The sequence below is a fragment of the Nocardioides sp. Leaf307 genome (assembly GCF_001423135.1).
Classification (GTDB): Bacteria; Actinomycetota; Actinomycetes; order Propionibacteriales; family Nocardioidaceae; genus Nocardioides; species Nocardioides kribbensis.
This window is the reverse complement of record NZ_LMNY01000002.1, coordinates 428126-444793: the sequence shown is the minus strand read 5'-3', so window position 1 is coordinate 444793 and position 16668 is coordinate 428126. Positions and strand designations below refer to the sequence as shown.

The 16668-nt window shown below is 76.3% G+C and carries 16 protein-coding genes; 7 read left to right on the top strand and 9 right to left on the bottom strand.

Annotated features, from left to right (window positions below; translation table 11 throughout):
* The first annotated feature begins 34 nt into the window (after positions 1-34).
* Positions 35-1027 carry a threonine aldolase family protein gene (locus ASF50_RS11330; RefSeq protein WP_056862485.1) on the top strand — a complete coding sequence of 331 codons (993 nt, stop codon included), beginning with the start codon at positions 35-37 and terminating at the stop codon, positions 1025-1027.
* Between the two features lie 68 nt (positions 1028-1095).
* Here ASF50_RS11330 and ASF50_RS11325 read toward each other — a convergent pair whose 3' ends face one another.
* The 5 genes from ASF50_RS11325 to ASF50_RS11305 form a co-directional block, all read right to left on the bottom strand.
* Positions 1096-1944: a discoidin domain-containing protein gene (locus ASF50_RS11325; protein WP_056904534.1), complete on the bottom strand. Its 849-nt coding sequence runs from the start codon at positions 1942-1944 to the stop codon at positions 1096-1098.
* Positions 1941-2978 (bottom strand): 3-deoxy-7-phosphoheptulonate synthase, encoded by a 1038-nt coding sequence (gene aroF, locus ASF50_RS11320; protein ID WP_227489285.1) that lies wholly within the window; start codon positions 2976-2978, stop codon positions 1941-1943. Before aroF ends, ASF50_RS11325 begins: the two co-directional genes overlap by 4 nt.
* Positions 2979-3141: 163 nt before the next feature.
* Complete coding sequence (locus ASF50_RS11315; protein ID WP_228942142.1) at positions 3142-4074, bottom strand: DMT family transporter; 933 nt, start codon at positions 4072-4074, stop codon at positions 3142-3144.
* On the bottom strand, positions 4071-4994 hold the full coding sequence (locus tag ASF50_RS11310; protein WP_056904532.1) for a deoxyribonuclease IV: 924 nt from the start codon (positions 4992-4994) through the stop codon (positions 4071-4073). The genes ASF50_RS11315 and ASF50_RS11310 overlap by 4 nt, the downstream gene beginning before the upstream one ends.
* A 128-nt stretch (positions 4995-5122) precedes the next feature.
* Positions 5123-7288, bottom strand: a complete 2166-nt coding sequence (locus ASF50_RS11305; RefSeq protein ID WP_082503128.1) for a PASTA domain-containing protein — start codon at positions 7286-7288, stop codon at positions 5123-5125.
* A 265-nt stretch (positions 7289-7553) separates the two neighbouring features.
* On the opposite strand from ASF50_RS11305, the gene ASF50_RS11300 reads away from it, so the two are divergent.
* Complete coding sequence (locus tag ASF50_RS11300) at positions 7554-7949, top strand: Rv2175c family DNA-binding protein (RefSeq protein ID WP_162242256.1); 396 nt, start codon at positions 7554-7556, stop codon at positions 7947-7949.
* An 18-nt stretch (positions 7950-7967) separates the two neighbouring features.
* The gene (locus tag ASF50_RS11295) at positions 7968-8450 is read left to right on the top strand and encodes a ribonuclease domain-containing protein (protein WP_056862489.1); all 483 of its coding nucleotides are present in this window, start codon (positions 7968-7970) and stop codon (positions 8448-8450) included.
* A 133-nt stretch (positions 8451-8583) separates the two neighbouring features.
* Here the strand turns inward: ASF50_RS11295 and ASF50_RS11290 are convergent, their stop codons facing one another.
* Positions 8584-9777 carry a polyprenyl synthetase family protein gene (locus tag ASF50_RS11290; RefSeq protein ID WP_228943487.1) on the bottom strand — a complete coding sequence of 398 codons (1194 nt, stop codon included), beginning with the start codon at positions 9775-9777 and terminating at the stop codon, positions 8584-8586.
* 184 nt (positions 9778-9961) lie between these two features.
* Here ASF50_RS11290 and metF point away from each other — a divergent pair, with 184 nt between their 5' ends.
* The gene (gene metF, locus ASF50_RS11285) at positions 9962-10852 is read left to right on the top strand and encodes a methylenetetrahydrofolate reductase [NAD(P)H] (RefSeq protein ID WP_056904531.1); all 891 of its coding nucleotides are present in this window, start codon (positions 9962-9964) and stop codon (positions 10850-10852) included.
* Here the strand turns inward: metF and ASF50_RS11280 are convergent.
* From ASF50_RS11280 to ASF50_RS11270, 3 genes are read right to left on the bottom strand one after another with little or no spacing between them, the layout of a single operon-like run.
* Positions 10842-12167, bottom strand: coding sequence for a phytoene desaturase family protein (locus ASF50_RS11280; RefSeq protein WP_056904530.1), 1326 nt, complete (start codon positions 12165-12167; stop codon positions 10842-10844). The genes metF and ASF50_RS11280 overlap by 11 nt on opposite strands.
* A 9-nt stretch (positions 12168-12176) precedes the next feature.
* Complete coding sequence (locus tag ASF50_RS19475; protein ID WP_200920122.1) at positions 12177-12758, bottom strand: MOSC domain-containing protein; 582 nt, start codon at positions 12756-12758, stop codon at positions 12177-12179.
* A complete protein-coding gene (locus tag ASF50_RS11270; RefSeq protein WP_056904529.1) occupies positions 12755-13237 on the bottom strand; it encodes a YbaK/EbsC family protein in 483 nt (160 codons plus the stop codon). The genes ASF50_RS19475 and ASF50_RS11270 overlap by 4 nt, the downstream gene beginning before the upstream one ends.
* Before the next feature lie 202 nt (positions 13238-13439).
* On the opposite strand from ASF50_RS11270, the gene ASF50_RS11265 reads away from it, so the two are divergent.
* The 3 genes from ASF50_RS11265 to ASF50_RS11255 all read left to right on the top strand — a co-directional run bounded on the left by ASF50_RS11265 (position 13440) and on the right by ASF50_RS11255 (position 16496).
* On the top strand, positions 13440-13934 hold the full coding sequence (locus tag ASF50_RS11265; RefSeq protein WP_156697700.1) for a hypothetical protein: 495 nt from the start codon (positions 13440-13442) through the stop codon (positions 13932-13934).
* Positions 13935-14555: 621 nt separating this feature from the next.
* Positions 14556-15011: an SAV_6107 family HEPN domain-containing protein gene (locus ASF50_RS11260; RefSeq protein ID WP_056862494.1), complete on the top strand. Its 456-nt coding sequence runs from the start codon at positions 14556-14558 to the stop codon at positions 15009-15011.
* Between the two features lie 228 nt (positions 15012-15239).
* Positions 15240-16496 carry an endonuclease gene (locus ASF50_RS11255; RefSeq protein WP_082503127.1) on the top strand — a complete coding sequence of 419 codons (1257 nt, stop codon included), beginning with the start codon at positions 15240-15242 and terminating at the stop codon, positions 16494-16496.
* Positions 16497-16668 lie beyond the last annotated feature (172 nt).

The following is a 16668-nucleotide window of genomic DNA, read 5'->3' as shown; positions in this document are numbered from 1 at the left end:
CGGCCGGCGGGAGCCGGTGCGGGAGGATGGCCGCGTGATCGACCTGCGCAGTGACACCGTGACCCGCCCGACCGACGCGATGCGCCAGGCCATGGCCCGGGCCGAGGTCGGCGACGACGTCTACGGCGAGGACCCCACCGTCCTGGCGCTCGAGGAGCGGGTGGCCGACCTGCTGGGCCACGAGGCCGCGCTCTTCTGCCCCACGGGGTCGATGGCCAACGTCCTGGCCGTGCGCGCGGTCGTGAAGCCGGGCGAGGAGGTGCTCTGCGAGGCCTCGGCCCACATCGTGCGCGCCGAGCTGGGGGCCCACGGCGCCTACTCCGGCATCACCTCCCGCACCTGGATCCACCCGCGCGGCCAGGTGGACCTGCCGACCGTGCGCTCCATCCTGGCTCCCGACATGGGTCCGTTCTTCGTGCGCACCGCGGCGATCTCGGTGGAGAACACCCACAACTTCGCCGGCGGCACCGTGCTGCCCCTGGCCGACCTGCGCGACCTGCGCGAGCTGGCCACCGGCGCCGGCGTGGCGGTGCACATGGACGGGGCGCGGCTGTGGAACGCCCACGTGGCCACCGGCACCGCGCTGAGCGAGTACGGCGCGATCGCCGACGTCATGGCGGTCTGCCTGTCCAAGGGGCTGGGCGCCCCCGTCGGCTCCCTGGTGGTCGGCTCGGCCGACGTCATCGCCGAGGCCCGCGTGTGGCGCAAGCGCATGGGCGGCGGCATGCGGCAGGTCGGCATCCTCGCCGCGGCCGGCCTGCACGCCCTCGAGCACCACGTGGAGCGGCTGGCCGAGGACCACGAGCACGCCCGGCTGCTCGCCGAGGCCTGCGGCGTCGACCCGGCCGGCGTCGACACCAACATCGTCGCCGTGCCGCGCGGCGACGCCGCCGAGGTCGTCGCGCGCGCCCGGGAGGCCGGCGTGCTCGTCTCGGCGGTCGGCCCCGCCGTCGTGCGGCTGGTCACCCACCTCGGCGTCGGCCGTGCCGACGTCGAGCGGGCCGCCGGGGTGCTCGCGGCCCTCTGACACCACGGCTCCGGGACCACGCCCCCCGCCGCGACCCCCGCGCGCGGGGAGGTGCCGGGCCCCGCGGGTCAGCCGGCGGCCACGGGCGCGCCGAGGAGGGAGACCTCGCTCAGCGCGGTGTAGTCCTTGGCGTCGGGGCCGTCACCGGGCGCCGAGACCGCCACGATGCGCAGCCGCACGCTGCTCGTGACGGCGCCGCCGGCGTCGAGGGTCTGCAGCTCGCGGCTCTCGCCCAGGTCCTGGCGCAGGGTCGTGCCGTCGTCGAGCACCCACTCCACGGCGAGGACGCGGCGGTTGAGGGAGTACCAGTCGTAGGTCGTGCCGCGCGGGTCGGTCGCGGTCTTGGCGTAGCCGTTGACCAGGCCGACCCGGGACAGCGCCACGGGCTCGGCGAGGTCGAGGACGATCTCGGAGCCGCCGGCGTCGCCGCTCGTGCGCCAGCAGGTGGTGGGGTCGCCGTCGACGAGCCGGGTGTCGTCGTAGGAGGTCGTGCTGCCGTCGGCGACGTCGACGCTGCTGGGCGCGGTGGCGGGCACGGTGATCGACGCGGCGGCGGCGACCTCGACCGGGGCGCCGGTCGGGGTCGGGGCGATCTCCTCGCCGGGGGACCCGGAGGGCGACGCCGCGGAGGTGGGGGCCCGGTCGGGGGCGCGACCTGCGCCGCCGCGCGGCACGTCGACCGCCGCGGGCTCCTCGGGGCCCTCGCGCAGCACCAGCAGCGCGCCGCCAGCGGCCAGCAGCACCACGACGAGCGCGCCCACGACCCAGGGCAGCACCCGGGCGGTGCGGCCGGCGCTGGCGCCGGACGGACTCGCGGATCCGGGACCGGCGGCGGGTGAGGCGGCGACCGGGGCACCGCACTCGGCGCAGAAGCGCCCGGTGGGGGTCGCGGCTCCGCAGCGGTGGCAGCTGCTCACGGGTCTCTCCGGGTCGGGGTCGCAGGCACGCGGCCGACCAGGGGCGGGAAGCGGCGTACGGCCTGGGCCAGCTCGCGCAGCTCGGTGTCGACCAGGGCCTGCGGGCCGTCGCACAGTGCGGTCTCGGGGTCGGGGTGCACGTCGACGACGAGCCCGTCGGCGCCGACCGCGACGGCCGCGCGCGACAGCGGCACCACCAGCTCCTTGCGGCCCACGGCGTGGGAGGGGTCGACGACCACGGGGAGGTGGCTGCACGCCTGCACGACCGGCACGGCGGAGAGGTCGAGGGTGCGGCGGGTGGCGCTCTCGAAGGTGCGGATGCCGCCCTCGCACAGCACGATGTCGAGGTTGCCGCGCTGGGCGACGTGCTCGGCGGCCATCAGCCACTCCTCGACCGTGGCGGTGGCGCCGCGCTCCAGGAGCACCGGGAGCCCGGCGTCGCCCACGGCCTGCAGCAGGCCGACGTCGCTCATGTGGCGGGTGCCGACCTGGAGCATGTCGGCGTGCTCGGCGACCACGTCGACGTCTCGGACGTCGACCACCTCGGTGACCACCGGCAGGCCGGTGGCCTCGCCGACGTCGGCGAGGATCCGCAGGGCGGGCACGCCGAGGCCGGCGAAGGCGTAGGGCGAGGTGCGCGGCTTGAAGGCCCCGCCGCGCAGCAGCGTGGCGCCCGCCGAGCGGGCCATCCGCGCCGCCTCCAGGGTCTGGGCGGCGGTCTCGACCGCGCACGGCCCGGCGACGAGGGTGAAGGTGCCGGGCCCCACCGGGACCTGCCGGCCGGGACGCCCGACCCAGACCGTGGAGCGCTCGGGGTGGTGCTGGCGGTTGACCAGCTTGAAGGGGTCGGAGATGCGGTGCACGTCGGCGACGCCGCGCAGCGTGCGCAGGTTGAGGTGGTGGAAGGACGTGATGTCGCCGACCAGCCCGATGACGGTGCGCTCGAGGCCCTTGCTCACGTTGGCGCGGCCGCCCACGCCCTCGACGCGGGCCACGACGGCGGCGACGTCCTCGTCGGTCGCCTCGGGTGACATGACGACGACCATGACGTGCTCCCTCCTCGCCGGCGCGGGACGGTGCCGGTGGTGTGTCGCCGCACCGTGCCGACCCGCGTCGTGCTGACCCGGGCCCGGGCCCGACCCTAGGGCGGTGACGGCGCGCGTCGGGGGCGTTCCCGGCCCCCGAGACACCACCGGGTCACACCACGAGGTGCTGGACCTCGCCCTCGACCGTGCGCCGTGGCACCAGCTCCACGACGAGCATCGCCGCCAGCACCATCGCGCCGCCGCCGAGCATGCGCAGCGTCAGACCCTCGCCGCCGAGGAGCACCGCGAAGAAGGCGGCGAAGACCGGCTCCATGCTCATGATGATCGCGCTGCGCGTGGGCGCGAGGTGGGCCTGCGCCCAGGTCTGGCCGAGCAGGGCGAGGGCGCCGGCGAAGAGGGCCATGTAGACCACCGAGACCCAGTCGCCGGTGGTCGCGGGCAGCACGACGCCGTCGGGCGCGGTGGCGACCAGGCACACCGCCGCGATGACGAGCAGCTGCACGATCGACATGCCGAGCGCCTGACGGGCGTCGGACCAGGCGCCCAGGCCCACGATGTGCAGGGCGTAGAGCACCGCGCTCACCAGGGTGATGGACTCGCCGTAGCCGATGGACAGCCCGTCGAGGGTCAGCACGCCGAGGCCGGCGGTGGCGAGGGCGACCGCGGCCCAGGTGACCGGGGAGGTGCGGGTGCGCAGCAGCAGGGCGGCCAGCACGGGGGTGAGCACGACGTACATGCCGGTGATGAAGCCCGAGACGCTCGCCGGGGTGTGGGCCAGGCCGGCGGTCTGGAGGATCTGGGCCGCGCCGTAGACCAGGCCGAGCACGGCGGCGTGGCGACGCGACTCCGCGCTGAGGCGCGCCACGGCGCGCGGTGCGACCAGCAGCATCACCAGCCCGGCGATCGTGAACCGCACGGCGAGGAAGTCGAGGGTCGGCACCCGCTCGAGCAGGTCCTTGATGAGGAAGAACGTGCTGCCCCAGCAGGCCGTCATGGCCAGCAGCGCGGCCGTCGCGAGCAGGGTCGTACGCCGGTCGACGCCGCTCGCGTCGTGGGCGGGCGTCGCCGGGGCCGGGGCGCTCACCGGGCCTGCTCGGACCCGACGCGGGCCCGCAGCCGCTTGAGCAGCGCGAGGTCGGGGTCGCCCTCCTCGCGCGAGCCCGGGGTCTCGAGCACGAAGGGGACCCCCGCGGTGGCGGGGTGGGCCAGCAGCTCGGCGAAGGCGGTCTCGCCGATGTGGCCCTGGCCGATCTTCTGGTGGCGGTCCTTCAGGGCGCCCCGCACGTCCATGGAGTCGTTGGCGTGCACCAGCCGCAGCCGGCCCGGCCCGCCGATCTCGACGACCCGGTCGAGGGTGGCAGCGGCGCCGCCGGGCTCGTCGAGCGGGGCGCCGGCGGCGAAGACGTGGCAGGTGTCGAGGCAGATGCCGGCCTTGGGGTGGTGGTCGAGGGCGTCGAGGTAGGCGGTGAGGTCCTCCACGCCTGCGCACAGCGAGCGGCCCTGGCCGGCGGTGGGCTCGAGCAGCAGCCACGGCGCGGCGTCGTCCTCGAGGGTCTCCAGCAACGGCAGCAGACCCTCGCGGACCTGCCGCAGGGCGGCGGCGTGCCGCGCGGACCGGGCGGCCTCGGCCTCGGGGCCGTCGACCCCGGCGGGCGTGCCGGTCTCGACGTAGGAGCCGGTGTGCACGACGACGCCCTCGGCGCCGATCTCGACCGCGCGGCGCAGGTTGTGGGCGACCACGGCGACGCTGTTGTCGTAGGTGCTGGCCGTCGGGGAGCCGAGGTTGACCAGGTAGGGGGTGTGGATGAAGGTGCGGATGCCGCGCTCGGCGGTGGCGGTGCGGAAGGCTGCGTCGTCGGCGGGCCTGCCCGGCGAGAGCCGCCAGCCGCGGGGGTTGCCCACGAACACCTGGAGGGTCTCGCAGCCGAGCCGCTCGGCGTCGGCCAGCGCACCGGCCGCGAGGCCCTTGCCGACGAGGACGTGGGTGCCGACGGGGTTGCGCATGGCGCGAGGCTAGGGCGGCGCCCGTCCGCCGGCGAAATCAGGCCAGGACGTCAGGCCAAGGTGTCGGACCAGGGCGTCAGGCCAGGACGTCGGACCAGGACGTCGGACCAGGACGTCGGACCAGGCCGTCAGACCAGGAAGAGGGTGACCGTGCTGCCCTTGGGCACCATGTCGCCGGGGTCGGGGTCGGTGGACAGCACGTAGCCCAGCCCGATGTAGGTGGAGGAGTTCTCGACCCTCACCTCGAAGCCGAGGTCCTCCAGCCGCTCGCGGGCCGCGTCGACGCCGCTGGCGGTCAGACGCGGCATCTCGACGAGCTCGGGGCCCTTCGAGACCACGAAGGTGACGGTCTCGCCGGCGAAGAGCGTGCCGCCGTCGGGGCTCTGGCTGACCACGTCGCCCGCGGCGACCTCGTCGTCGAAGACCTCCTGGTCGCGCACGACGACCAGGCCGCGCTCGGTGAGGGTCTGCTCGGCCTGGTCGGCCGACCGCCCGACCCAGTCGCCCACCTGGAGGGGGCGTCGGCCCTTGCTGACCACGAGGTCGACGGTGGCGCCGGGGCGGCGCACGGCGCCGGTGCCGGGGGTGCTGCGGATCACGACGCCCTCGGGCACGCGCTCGGAGAAGCGCTCGCGCACGCGGCCGGGCACGAGCGTGAGGTCGCGCAGCGCGTCCTCGGCCTCGGCGCGGGTGCGACCGGCCAGGCGCGGCACCTCGTACTCCTCGACGCCGAGGGAGGTGACGAGGGTGACCTCGCGGCCGCTGACCAGCCGCGAGCCGGGATCGGGGTCGGTGGAGACCACGCGGCCCTCGGCCACGTCGTCGCTGTAGACCGGGTCACCCACGACGACCTCGAAGCCGGCCGCCTCGAGCTCGGTGACCGCGCTGGCGCCGGTCTGGTCGAGCACGGCCGGCACGGTGGAGTAGCGGGCCCAGCCGAACCAGTAGGCGCCGCCGCCGACGCCCACGGCGAGCACGAGCGCCACCACCAGGAGCAGCAGGCCACGGCGCGAGCGGCGCGGGCGGGCGCCCGGGGGCGCGCTGCGTGCGCCGGGGTGCCCGGGGGTGCCGACGGTGCCGCCCGGGCCGCCCGTGCCGCCCGCCGGTGCGTCGCGGTCGAGCACCGGCACGGCCACCGTGTCGGGGGAGGCGGTGGGACCGGCGCCCGGGTCGTGGGCGGCCAGGGCCAGGGCGGTCGGGCCGGTGAGACGCACCGGACCGGCCGGTCGCGGGGCCTGCGCGTCGTCGCCCTCGCCCTGCCGGGGCAGCCAGGAGGTGGGCTCGGGCACGGGGCGCGAGCGGTCGGGACCGAGCAGGGCCTCGATCTCCTCGGGGTCCCACACCTCGGGAGCCGTGTCGCCGGGTGCGGCGACGGCGGCCGACGCGACGCCGGGGGCGGGCCGCACGGGGGAGAGGTCCTCGGTCAGGTCGGCGTCGTCGGCGACACCGGCGGCCAGCGCGTGCTGCACGCGGTGCAGCTGGTGCAGCAGGACGCCCGCGTCGGCCGGTCGCTGGCTGCGGTCGCGCGCCGTGGCGCGGGCGACCAGCGCGTCGACGTACGGCGGGATGCCCGGCACCTGGCGCGAGGGGGCGGGCACGTCGGCGTGGACGTGCTTGTAGGCCACCTGGATCGGGGTCTCGCCCTCGTGGGGCTTGCGACCGGTGAGCAGCTCGTGGAGCACCACGCCCACGGCGTAGACGTCGGCGCGCGTGTCGGAGCGGCCGTCGACCACCAGCTCGGGGGCGAGGTAGGACACCGTGCCGATGAGCACCCCGCCGGTGGCGGTGTGCTGGGTGTCGGCGCTGACCGCGCGGGCCAGGCCGAAGTCGGCGACCTTGACGACCTCGGCGCCGGTGTGGGGGTCCTCGGCGATGAGGACGTTCTCCGGCTTGACGTCGCGGTGGATGATCCCGGCGCGGTGGGCCGCGGCGAGGGCCGAGACCACCGGCTCCAGCAGCGCCAGCGCGCGCCCCGGCGGCATCGGGCTCTCCTTGGCGACGGTGTCGCGCAGGGTGTGGCCGGCCACCAGCTCCATGGCCAGGAAGACCACGCCGTCGTCGTCGCCCTGGTCGTGCACGGCCACCACGTGGGGGTGCGAGAGCCGGGCCGCGGCCCGCGCCTCGCGCACGAAGCGGGCGGCGAACTCCTCGTCGTCGCCCAGCCCGGCGTGCATGATCTTGATCGCCACCGTGCGGTCCAGGCGCAGGTCGAGCGCCTCGTAGACGCTGGCCATGCCGCCCCGCGCGATCCGGGCGCCGATGCGGTAGCGACCGTCGAGGACACGGCCGCCCATGGGGTCGCCCGTCGACGCTGACGACGCCGTCGAGCCCGTGGGCACGGGCGCGGCGTCGTGCTGCGGCTGCCGTCGTGTCGGCACAGGCGACCCTCCTGCGGTCCGGACGGGGAAGGATCCGGGCTCCTCATCGTACGGTCTGCCCCGCCGGGGGCCCGGGTGCGCGCCCGGTGCGGCGTGGCGCGACCGCCGGTTCCGGCCCGGTCGTGGCGCGGCGGCGCACGGCGTTTCGCCTCCCCAGGACCCAGGTGGAACCATGGTGGCCATGAGCGAGAGTGCGGGCCCGACCCCGGGCGAGCTGAGGCTGGCCGACCACGACCTGTCGGTGCTGGTGCCCACGTGGTGGGACTGGGCGACCGCCGCCCGCGAGCTGGGCGTCACGGTGGCCAAGGTGCGCACGATGATCCGCGACCACGAGCTGGCCGCCGCGGTGCCCTACCCCGGCGCGGGCCAGCAGGTGCCGGCCGACCTCGTGCAGGACGGCTTCCCCGTCAAGGGCGTGCCCGGCCTGCTCACCGTGCTCCACGACGGTGGCTACGACGACCGCGAGATCATCGCCTGGCTCTTCCTCGACGCCGACCTGCCCGGCCGCCCGATCGACGCGCTGCGTGAGAACCGCGGCTCCGAGGTCAAGCGGCGCGCGCAGGCGATGGCCTTCTAGGGCCGGTCGACCGCCGCCGTGGTCTACCGCATCCCGAAGGTCGAGGAGCACCGCCGGCCCCACCCCACGGGCCTGGCGGCGATGGTGGCCGTCGTGGCGCTCGCCGTCGGCATCTGGCTGCTGGCCGGTCGCGACCCCGGCACCTCCACCGGCGCGGGTCCCGAGACCACCGACCCCGCCAGCGGCCTGCCCTACGTCGACCTCGACCGGCTCCCCGACGAGGCCATCGACACCCTGCGGCTCATCGACGCCGGTGGGCCCTACCCCACGCCCGGCGACGGTCGCACCTACCGCAACCTCGAGGGCCTGCTGCCGCTCGAGGTCGAGGGGTACTACTCCGAGTACGCCGTGCCGCTGCCCGCCGACTCGCCTGAGGTCACGGCCGACGCCGCCGACGGGACGGCCGACGGGGCCAGCCCGCGCCGCATCGTCGTCGGCGAGGGCGGCGAGGAGTACTGGACCCCCGACGGCTTCGAGTCGCTGGCCCGGATCCGCACCTGAGCCGCCGCCGGTCCCGCCGGCGGCCGCGTCCTACTGACCGTTGGGACGACTACCCGACCGTCACGACGGTCAGGCAGTGGGCGCAACGGTCAGTAGGACGCGCCGCCGGGCCGCGCAGCAGGTGCGGTCGGCCTCAGGTGCGCCGCTGGGTCGCGGCCACCGCGAGGTCGCGGAGCACCTCCTGGGCGCGCGGGTCGAGCCCGGAGGCGGCCAACGCGCCGGTCGCACGCTCGGTCAGGTGGCCGATGACCTCCTCGACCTGGTCGTGCGCGCCGGAGTCGGTGATGACCTCGCGCAGCCGCTCGACGGCCGCCGCGTCGAGCGGACGGCCCAGCGAGCGGTCGAGCAGCGCGGCCTCCTCGGGCGCGGCGGCGTCGAGGGCCAGGGCCACGAGCACGGTGCGCTTGCCCTCGACGAGGTCGTCGCCGGCGGGCTTGCCGGTGGTGGCGGGGTCGCCGAAGACCCCGAGCAGGTCGTCGCGCAGCTGGAAGGCCTCGCCCAGCGGCAGCCCGTACGCCGTGAGCGCCGCCAGCTCCTCGGGGCCGGCGCCGGCCAGCGCGGCCCCGACGTGCAGCGGCCGCTCGATGGAGTACTTGGCCGACTTGTAGCGCAGCACGGTCATGGCCGCGTCGACGTCGGCGCGCCCGCGGGCCTGCACCGAGACGTCGAGGAACTGCCCCGCGATGACCTCGGAGCGGCACAGGTCGAAGACCTCGAGGGCCGGCACGACGCGCTCCAGCGGCAGGCCGCAGCGGCGCAGCAGCTCGTCGGCCCAGGTGAGCAGCAGGTCGCCGAGCAGGATCGCGGCGGCGGCGCCGTACTGCTCGGGGTCGCCGGTCCAGCCGGCGCGGCGGTGCTCGGCCTCGAAGGCGCGGTGCGTGGCCGGGCGCCCGCGACGGGTGTCGGAGGCGTCCATGAGGTCGTCGTGGACCAGGGCGCTGGCGTGCAGGAGCTCCAGCGCGGCGCAGGCCCGCAGCACGGCCCGCTCGGTCTCGGGCGAGGGGTCGGGCTCGAGGGCGCGGAAGCCCCACCAGCAGAAGGCCGCGCGCAGCCGCTTGCCGCCGGCGACGAGGGCGCGGGCCTCGTCGAGCAGCCGGGTGGCGTCGGGTCCGACGGGTGCGAGGCGGGTCACCTGCTCCTCGACGTGGGCGTCGAGCGCAGCCTGCACACGGGCCCGGAAGCCGCTGCCGTCCCACGGTGCGCTCTCCAGCGCTGCCTCGGCACCGTCCGTCGACCCGTCGTCGGCCTGGTCGGGGAGCCGGTCGGGTCCCTGGTCGGGTCGCTGGTCGGGTCGGTCGTCGGTCGGGCTGGCCTCGCGCGCGCTCACGCCACGACCCTAGGCGGTGGGTCCAGGTCGCGCGCGCCGGCCCGGCGCGGGGGCCGCAGGGGGTCCGACGGGGCCCTCCACCGGCCCGTCGGGCGGCCGTCCGCCGCCCGTCCGCCGCCTGTCCTGGTCCCGTGGAGGTGGACAGCGCCGGGTCCGCAGACGGGGCGAACCTAGACTGGGCGGCATGACCGACGGCCGTGGACGCTCCCTCGCAGACCTCATCCAGCGGGGCGAGCGGTCGTTCTCCTTCGAGTTCTTCCCGCCCAAGGACGCCGCCGGCGAGGAGCAGCTGTGGCAGGCGGTGGCGACCCTCGAGGCCTACCGTCCCACCTTCGTCTCGGTGACATACGGCGCCGGCGGGGGCACCCGTGACTCCACGGTGCGCATCACCGGCCGCATCGCGCGCGAGACCTCCCTGCTGCCCATGGCCCACCTCACCTGCGTCGGGCACACCCGCGGCGAGCTCGAGTCGATCCTCGACGAGTACGCCGCGGCCGGCGTGCACCACGTCATGGCCCTGCGCGGCGACCCCAGCGACGGGCCCCGGGCGCCGTGGACCCCGACCGAGGGCGGCCTGACCTACGCCACGGAGCTGGTGGAGCTGGCCCGCGCGCGCGGCGACTTCCGCGTCGGCGTGGCGGCCTTCCCCGAGGGCCACCCCTCGGCGGAGTCGCTCGACCACGACGCCGACGTGCTCGTCGCGAAGGCCCGGGCGGGCGCGGAGTTCGCGGTCACGCAGATGTTCTTCCGTGCCGCCGACTACTTCGCGCTGGTGGAGCGGGTCCGCGACCGCGGCGTCGACCTGCCGATCCTGCCCGGCATCATGCCGATCCTGAACCTCAAGGCCATCCGTCGCCAGGGCGAGCTCATCGGCACCGAGGTGCCCGAAGAGGTCGTGGCCCGCATCGCCGCCCACGACGGTGACGCGGTCTCGATGCGCGCCGAGGGCATCGCCGCCGCGGCCGAGCTGTGCGAGGAGCTGCTCGAGGGCGGCGCGCCGGGGCTGCACTTCTACACGTTGAACCGCTCGCGGGCCACGCTGGAGATCTTCGAGAAGCTCGACGTCAGCGTCTGACCCTGACCCCGTCGGCGGGCCCGACCACCTGGGCCACCAGCGCCGCCGAGAGTCCCACGAAGGGCAGCCCCGCGCCCGGTGTGGCGTGGGCGCCCGCGGTGACGAGCCCGGCGACGGGGGTGTCGGGGCCCAGGCGGCGGCGTACGGTCGAGCGGCCCTGCCAGAGCACGCCGAGCGGCGAGCCGCCCCACTCCTGCACCAGCTCGCGGGGTGTGAGGTCGATCCGCGTGACGACGTGGGGCCGGACGTCGATGCCGGCCCGCGCCAGCGCGACGAGCACGTCCTCGGCGAGCCGGCCGCGACCGTGGATCGTCCAGGCGGCGCCACCGTCCGGGGCCGTGCCTCCCGGCCTGACCACGATGACGGGGTCGCCGTGGAGCACGACCTCGTGCGGGAGGTCGGGCAGGTCCGCCGCGGCCCGCAGGCCGACGTGGCACACGGTCGGGGGGATGGCCGGCATGGTGCGCTCGACCAACCGGGCGAGGGCGGGCATGCGCCGTGGGTCGACGGCGAGCACGACGACGTCGGCGTCGACCTCGCCCTGGTCGGTGCGGACCGCGACGGCGCGGCCCCCGCGCACCACCACGTCGCGCACCTCGCAGCCCAGGTCGACCTCGACCCGACGGGTGGCCAGCCGCGCGGTCAGCGCCGTCGTGACCTGGTGCAGGCCGCCGGGCACGGTCCAGGCGCCGAAGCGCTGCTCGAGGTAGGACACCAGCCCGGCCCAGGCCGGCACGTTGCGCAGGTCGTGCCCGTCGGCCGTGAAGGGGTGGCCCGCGACCAGGCGCAGCCGCTCGTCGCGGAAGGTGCGGCGCAGGCGCTTGTGGAGGGTCTCGCGGGAGTCGAGCCGTGCGGCGACCTCGCGGGGCAGGGCCCCACGCTGCCAGGGCACCTCGAGGTAGCCGCGGCGCAGCACCTCCCAGTCATCGGTGAACGACGCCGTCCAGTCGGCCCACTGCCGACCCAGCCCGGGGGAGAGCGCGTCGAAGGCCGCGACCTGGGGCGCGCGGGTGGCGGGGAGCCGCAGCACGGTGCGGTCCTCGAAGCGGTGCTCGCGCACGAGGTCGAGCGGCGCCAGGTCGAGCTCGCGCTCCAGCGGACGGCCCGACTTGCGGAAGAGGTCGCGCAGCACCGCCGGCACGAGGGTGGAGGTGGGCCCGGCGTCCCAGGTGAAGCCGTCCTGCTCGCGGGCCGCGAGGGCGCCGCCGAGGGCGGTCGAGCGCTCGAGGAGCCGCACCTCGTGGCCCAGCTTGGCCAGCCGGACGGCGGCGGCCATCCCGCCGAAGCCCCCACCGACCACCACCACCCGCGACATGCCCGGAGCCTAGGGCGTCGAGGGGCCGGGCCGGCGCGCAGGACCCGCGCCGCGGGAGGGCGTCGGTGCCGTGAGCAGACCCTCCACCGGGTCGCCGACCGCGATGGGACCCGAGGACAGCGCCCGCAGCACCGACCCGCCCCGGCGACGCAGCGCCGCGGCACCGCCCGGGCCCATGCTGCGCTCCATCAGGGCGCACGGGGCCGCCACCCGCACCACCTCCAGCTCGACCCCGCCCACGCTGACCCGCGCGCCCGGGTCGGTCGGCACCACGCCGTGGCTCACGGTGACGGTGCGTCGCGTCGCCGAGGCCGGCACCGGGGAGCCCAGGGCCTCGGCGGCCTCGAGCAGGGCGTCGGCGGACTGGAGGGTGACGTGGCGGTGACGGGTGCCGTGCCAGCGGTCGCCGACCACGCCTGCGCCCGCCTCGACCTCGACGCACCGGCGGGGCTCCATCGGGGCGTGCCGCTCCGGCGCGACCCAGAGCTCGGTGACGCGGGGCACGGTGGTGGCGTCGGCGTCGGAGGTCGTGGAGCCCGGGGCGGTCGGGGCGGTGCTCGGCGACCCCGGGGACGGGTCGGGAGAGGTCACGGCGCCGGCTCGACCTCGACCGGGGTGCCGCCGGTGAGGCGCAGCAGCTCGTCGTGGGTGGTGCTGAAGACCGCCGCGGGGTGGCCGGCGGCCGCCCACACCACCGGGTGGCGGCGCAGCCAGGAGTCGACGTACGTCGGCACCGGCGCGGGGTGCCCGACCGGGGAGACCCCGCCGATCACCTGGCCGGTGTGGGCCCGCACGAACTCCGGGGTGGCCCGGCGCAGGGCGGCGACGCCCACGACGGCGGCGACGTGGGCGGTGTCGACGCGGTGCGCCCCCGAGGTGAGCACCAGCACCGGGGAGCCGCCGGCGTCGAAGAGCAGGCTGTTGGCGATGGCGCCCACCTCGCAGCCCAGCGCCTCGGCGGCCATGGCCGCGGTGTGGACGGCGTCGGGCAGCACGACGACCTCGCCCGTGCCGCCCCGCTCGCGGTGGGCCGCCCGGAAGCGGGCGATGCCGGGGTGCTCCTCGCTCATGGTGCGACCCTAGGCGGTGACGCCGACAGCCGTGGTGCGGTCGCCCGGTCGGGGCGGGTCGTGCCGGCGGCGCGCCGCGCGCAGGGAGCGGTGTGGTGCGCGTCGCCCCCGCGGCGCCCGCCCCGCGTGGTGGTGCGGGACGTCCTCCACCTCGTCTGGGACCATGGCCCGGACAGGACGGCTCGAGACGGAGGAACACAGCATGATGCGGCAGCAGCCCAGGTCGTTGACGGTGGCGATGGCGCTGCTCGGGCTGCTGGTGGCCGTGGGTGCCGTCACCGTCGCGCTCACCGCCCTCATGCGCGACACGCTGATCCTGAACTGGGCCGAGGGGCACCGCTCGGCGCGGGAGATCCTGGAGACCCGGGGCCTGGACTACCTCAAGTCCAACGAGCCGATCGTGATCCCGCAGTTCTTCCCCGTGGCCGCCGTGCTCTTCGTGGTGCTCGCCATGCTCATCGCCGTGCTCGTCGTCTTCCTGCGCGACTCCCACAACTGGGCGCGGGTCAGCCTGACCGTGCTGGTCGTGATGATCGCGGTGGCCACCATCGGTGGCATCCGGATCGACCCGCCCGCCGTCTTCGTGGCCATCTCCTACCTCGCCCTCGCCCTCGACATCGGTCTGCTCGTGGCCCTGTGGCACCGCGACACCAACACCTACATGCGCGGCGTCGAAGAGGCCCCCGCGGCCCTCTGAGCCGCCCGGCCCACCCCGCCCGCTCGTCTGGCTCCCGGTCCCACCCGCCCGGCCCGCCCCGCCCGGCCCCGCCAGGCCCGCCGCGGTCGGGCCCGCTCCGCCCAGCCCGGCCCGGCCCGGCCTGGCTCCCGGTCCCACCCCGCCCGGCCCCGCCAGGCCCGCCGCGGTCGGGCCTGCTCCGCCCAGCCCGGCCCAGCCTGGCCCGGCCCAGTCCCGCAGGCCTCGTCGGCCCCTTGGGCCCCAGCTGTCGGCCCGGACCCGCACCTGTCGGCCTGCGCGCGGGCCGACAGGTGCGGGTGTCACCAGCCGACCGGTGACTCCCGCCAGGGCGGGCCGCAGCCCCTCCGCGACCAGGCGGCCCCGGGGGCGCTCGGGCGACCCTTGACGCACTGTCCGTGGCGGGCGGTATGGTTCACCCGTGTTCGAATACATGTTCGAACGCTGCCGACGGGGGCGACCTCGACCCCCGTCCCCGTCGGCGTTCGATCCCGGGTGGCTCCGCCGGAGCAGGGCCTCGTCGGGAGCAGGTCAGGGGGTCGCACGTGGGGTCGACGACCAGGTGAGGTGGACCATGACAGACGACATCCAGCAGCACGCCCCGCACGGGGCCGAGGTGGAGGCGTGAGCGCGCCGCGGGCGTCGGTGGCCCCGCCCAACCCCTACGCCCTCCCGGCGACCACCCACTCCTACCTCCTGCGGGCCGCGGAGTCGCTCCAGGAGGCCGTCGTGGCCACCGAGGTGCCGGCGCGCTACGCGCTGGCCCACGTCGCCGCGCTCCGCTCGGCGGCCGCGTTGCTCTCGGCGCGGGCCCAGCCGGCGCCGGCGCGGCGTCGACCGCAGAAGAACGCCTGGGTGCTGCTGGCCGAGGTGGCGCCGGAGCTGGCGGAGTGGGCGACCTTCTTCGCAGCGGGGGCCTCGAAGCGCGCCGCCGCGGAGGCGGGGTCGCGGCGCGCGGTCAGCGAGCGCGAGGCCGACGACCTCGTCCGCGACGCCGACCGGTTCCTGGGTGTGGTGGAGCAGGCCCTGGGCCTGGTCCCGCACGCGCCCTCGGCCGAGCGCATCAGCCGCGCCGGCTGAGCCCTCCGCCCCCCTTCGACCGGCCGCCCGGCCGCGCGGCGAGGGCGGTGACACGGCTCGGGGCGGGGCCTCGTCGGTCCGGGTGGCTGGATGGTCGGGGTTGAGTCCATGACGAGGGGTTCCCCGGTCGCGCCGGGCGGTGAGGATCGCCCAGGCTCGACCGGGGGCCGCTGTGGCCCCGCCCGCCCCGACGCCCGCACGGGTGTCCCAGTGATCGGAGTCCCGCGCATGCGGCTTCTCGGGCCGCGCCGCACGGCGCAGCTGGTGTCCCTCCTCCTCGTCCCGGCCACCCTCACGGTGGCCCCCGCCCTCGCGCCCGCCGCCCTCCTCGGCGCGCCCGAGGGATCGACGACCGGCTCGACGACCGGCTCGATGGTGGGCTCGATGGTCGGGTCGGTCCTGCCGGGGGCGGCCACCGCGGCGGCGCCGGTGAGCGTCGCCACCGCGCGCACCGTGCAGGACGGCTCCACGGCCACGGTGCGTGGCTACGTCGTGGGTCAGCCCACCGCCACCAGCACCGTGGTGACCTCGGGGTTCCCCGACGACTACGCCCTCGCCCTGGCCGACGCGCCGGGGGAGACCGCCACGTCGCGGATGGTCTACGTGCAGGTGCCGAGCGCCTTCCGTGCGTCCTGGGGGCTGCGGTCCAACCCCGCGCTGATGGGGCGCCGCATCGACGTGACCGGCACGCTCGGCGCCTACTTCTCGGCACCCGGCGTGCGCAACGCCACCGCCTTCGCCCTCGCCGACGGCGGCGGGGGCGCCACCCCGCCCCCGAGCGGGGGCACCGACGACTACGACAGCACCTACTACGCCGGTGCCGTCGGCAAGACGGGCTCGGCGCTGGAGACGTCGCTGCACACGATCGTCTCGCGCGGTGTCGCGCGGCTCACCTACGACGAGGTCTGGGCCGCCCTGCGCGAGACCGACCAGGATCCCGCCGACGCGAGCCGCGTGATCGAGCTCTACACCGGCGAGAGCCGCCCCGAGACCGACAACGGTGGCGGCGTCGAGCAGTGGAACCGCGAGCACGTCTGGGCCAAGAGCCACGGCGACTTCGGCACGGCCACGGGCCCCGGCACCGACCTGCACCACCTGCGCCCCGCCGACGTGACGGTCAACTCCGCTCGCGGCAACCTCGACTTCGACGAGGGCGGCTCGCAGAACGCCGAGGCTCCGGGCAACTACGCCGACGGCGACTCCTGGGAGCCGCGCGACGCCGACAAGGGCGACGTGGCGCGGATGATCTTCTTCATGTCCGTGCGCTACGAGGGCGGCGACGGCTTCCCCGACCTCGAGGTCAACGACCGGGTCGCCAACGGCACCGCCCCGCTGCACGGCAAGCTGTCGACGCTCCTGCGGTGGAACGCCGAGGACCCGCCGTCGGCCTTCGAGATGCGCCGCAACGACGTCATCTACGAGCGCTTCCAGTTCAACCGCAACCCCTTCATCGACCACCCGGAGTGGGCCGACGCCATCTGGTGACCCGCGCCGGCGGCCGCGGTCGGTGGCGGTGACGAGCGGCCACGGTGCCTGGCGGGTGGCGGTGCGCGACGGGTGGCGGTGACCTGCGACGCGTCGTAGGGTGCAGGGTGTCGAACAGACGTTCGACACACGACGTCCCCGGCGGCCGCAGCACCTGCCACCGGGTCGAGCC

Coding starts and splice junctions, on each gene's coding strand:
- aroF (WP_227489285.1), bottom strand. CDS start 2,978: ATGTCACCCGAGGCGACCGACGAGGACGTCGCCGCCGTCGTGGCCCGC.
- ASF50_RS11305 (WP_082503128.1), bottom strand. CDS start 7,288: ATGGGCGGCCGTGTCCTCGACGGTCGCTACCGCATCGGCGCCCGGATC.
- metF (WP_056904531.1), top strand. CDS start 9,962: ATGACCGACGGCCGTGGACGCTCCCTCGCAGACCTCATCCAGCGGGGC.
- ASF50_RS11255 (WP_082503127.1), top strand. CDS start 15,240: ATGCGGCTTCTCGGGCCGCGCCGCACGGCGCAGCTGGTGTCCCTCCTC.
- ASF50_RS11280 (WP_056904530.1), bottom strand. CDS start 12,167: ATGTCGCGGGTGGTGGTGGTCGGTGGGGGCTTCGGCGGGATGGCCGCC.
- ASF50_RS11310 (WP_056904532.1), bottom strand. CDS start 4,994: ATGCGCAACCCCGTCGGCACCCACGTCCTCGTCGGCAAGGGCCTCGCG.
- ASF50_RS11300 (WP_162242256.1), top strand. CDS start 7,554: ATGAGCGAGAGTGCGGGCCCGACCCCGGGCGAGCTGAGGCTGGCCGAC.
- ASF50_RS11265 (WP_156697700.1), top strand. CDS start 13,440: ATGATGCGGCAGCAGCCCAGGTCGTTGACGGTGGCGATGGCGCTGCTC.
- ASF50_RS11270 (WP_056904529.1), bottom strand. CDS start 13,237: ATGAGCGAGGAGCACCCCGGCATCGCCCGCTTCCGGGCGGCCCACCGC.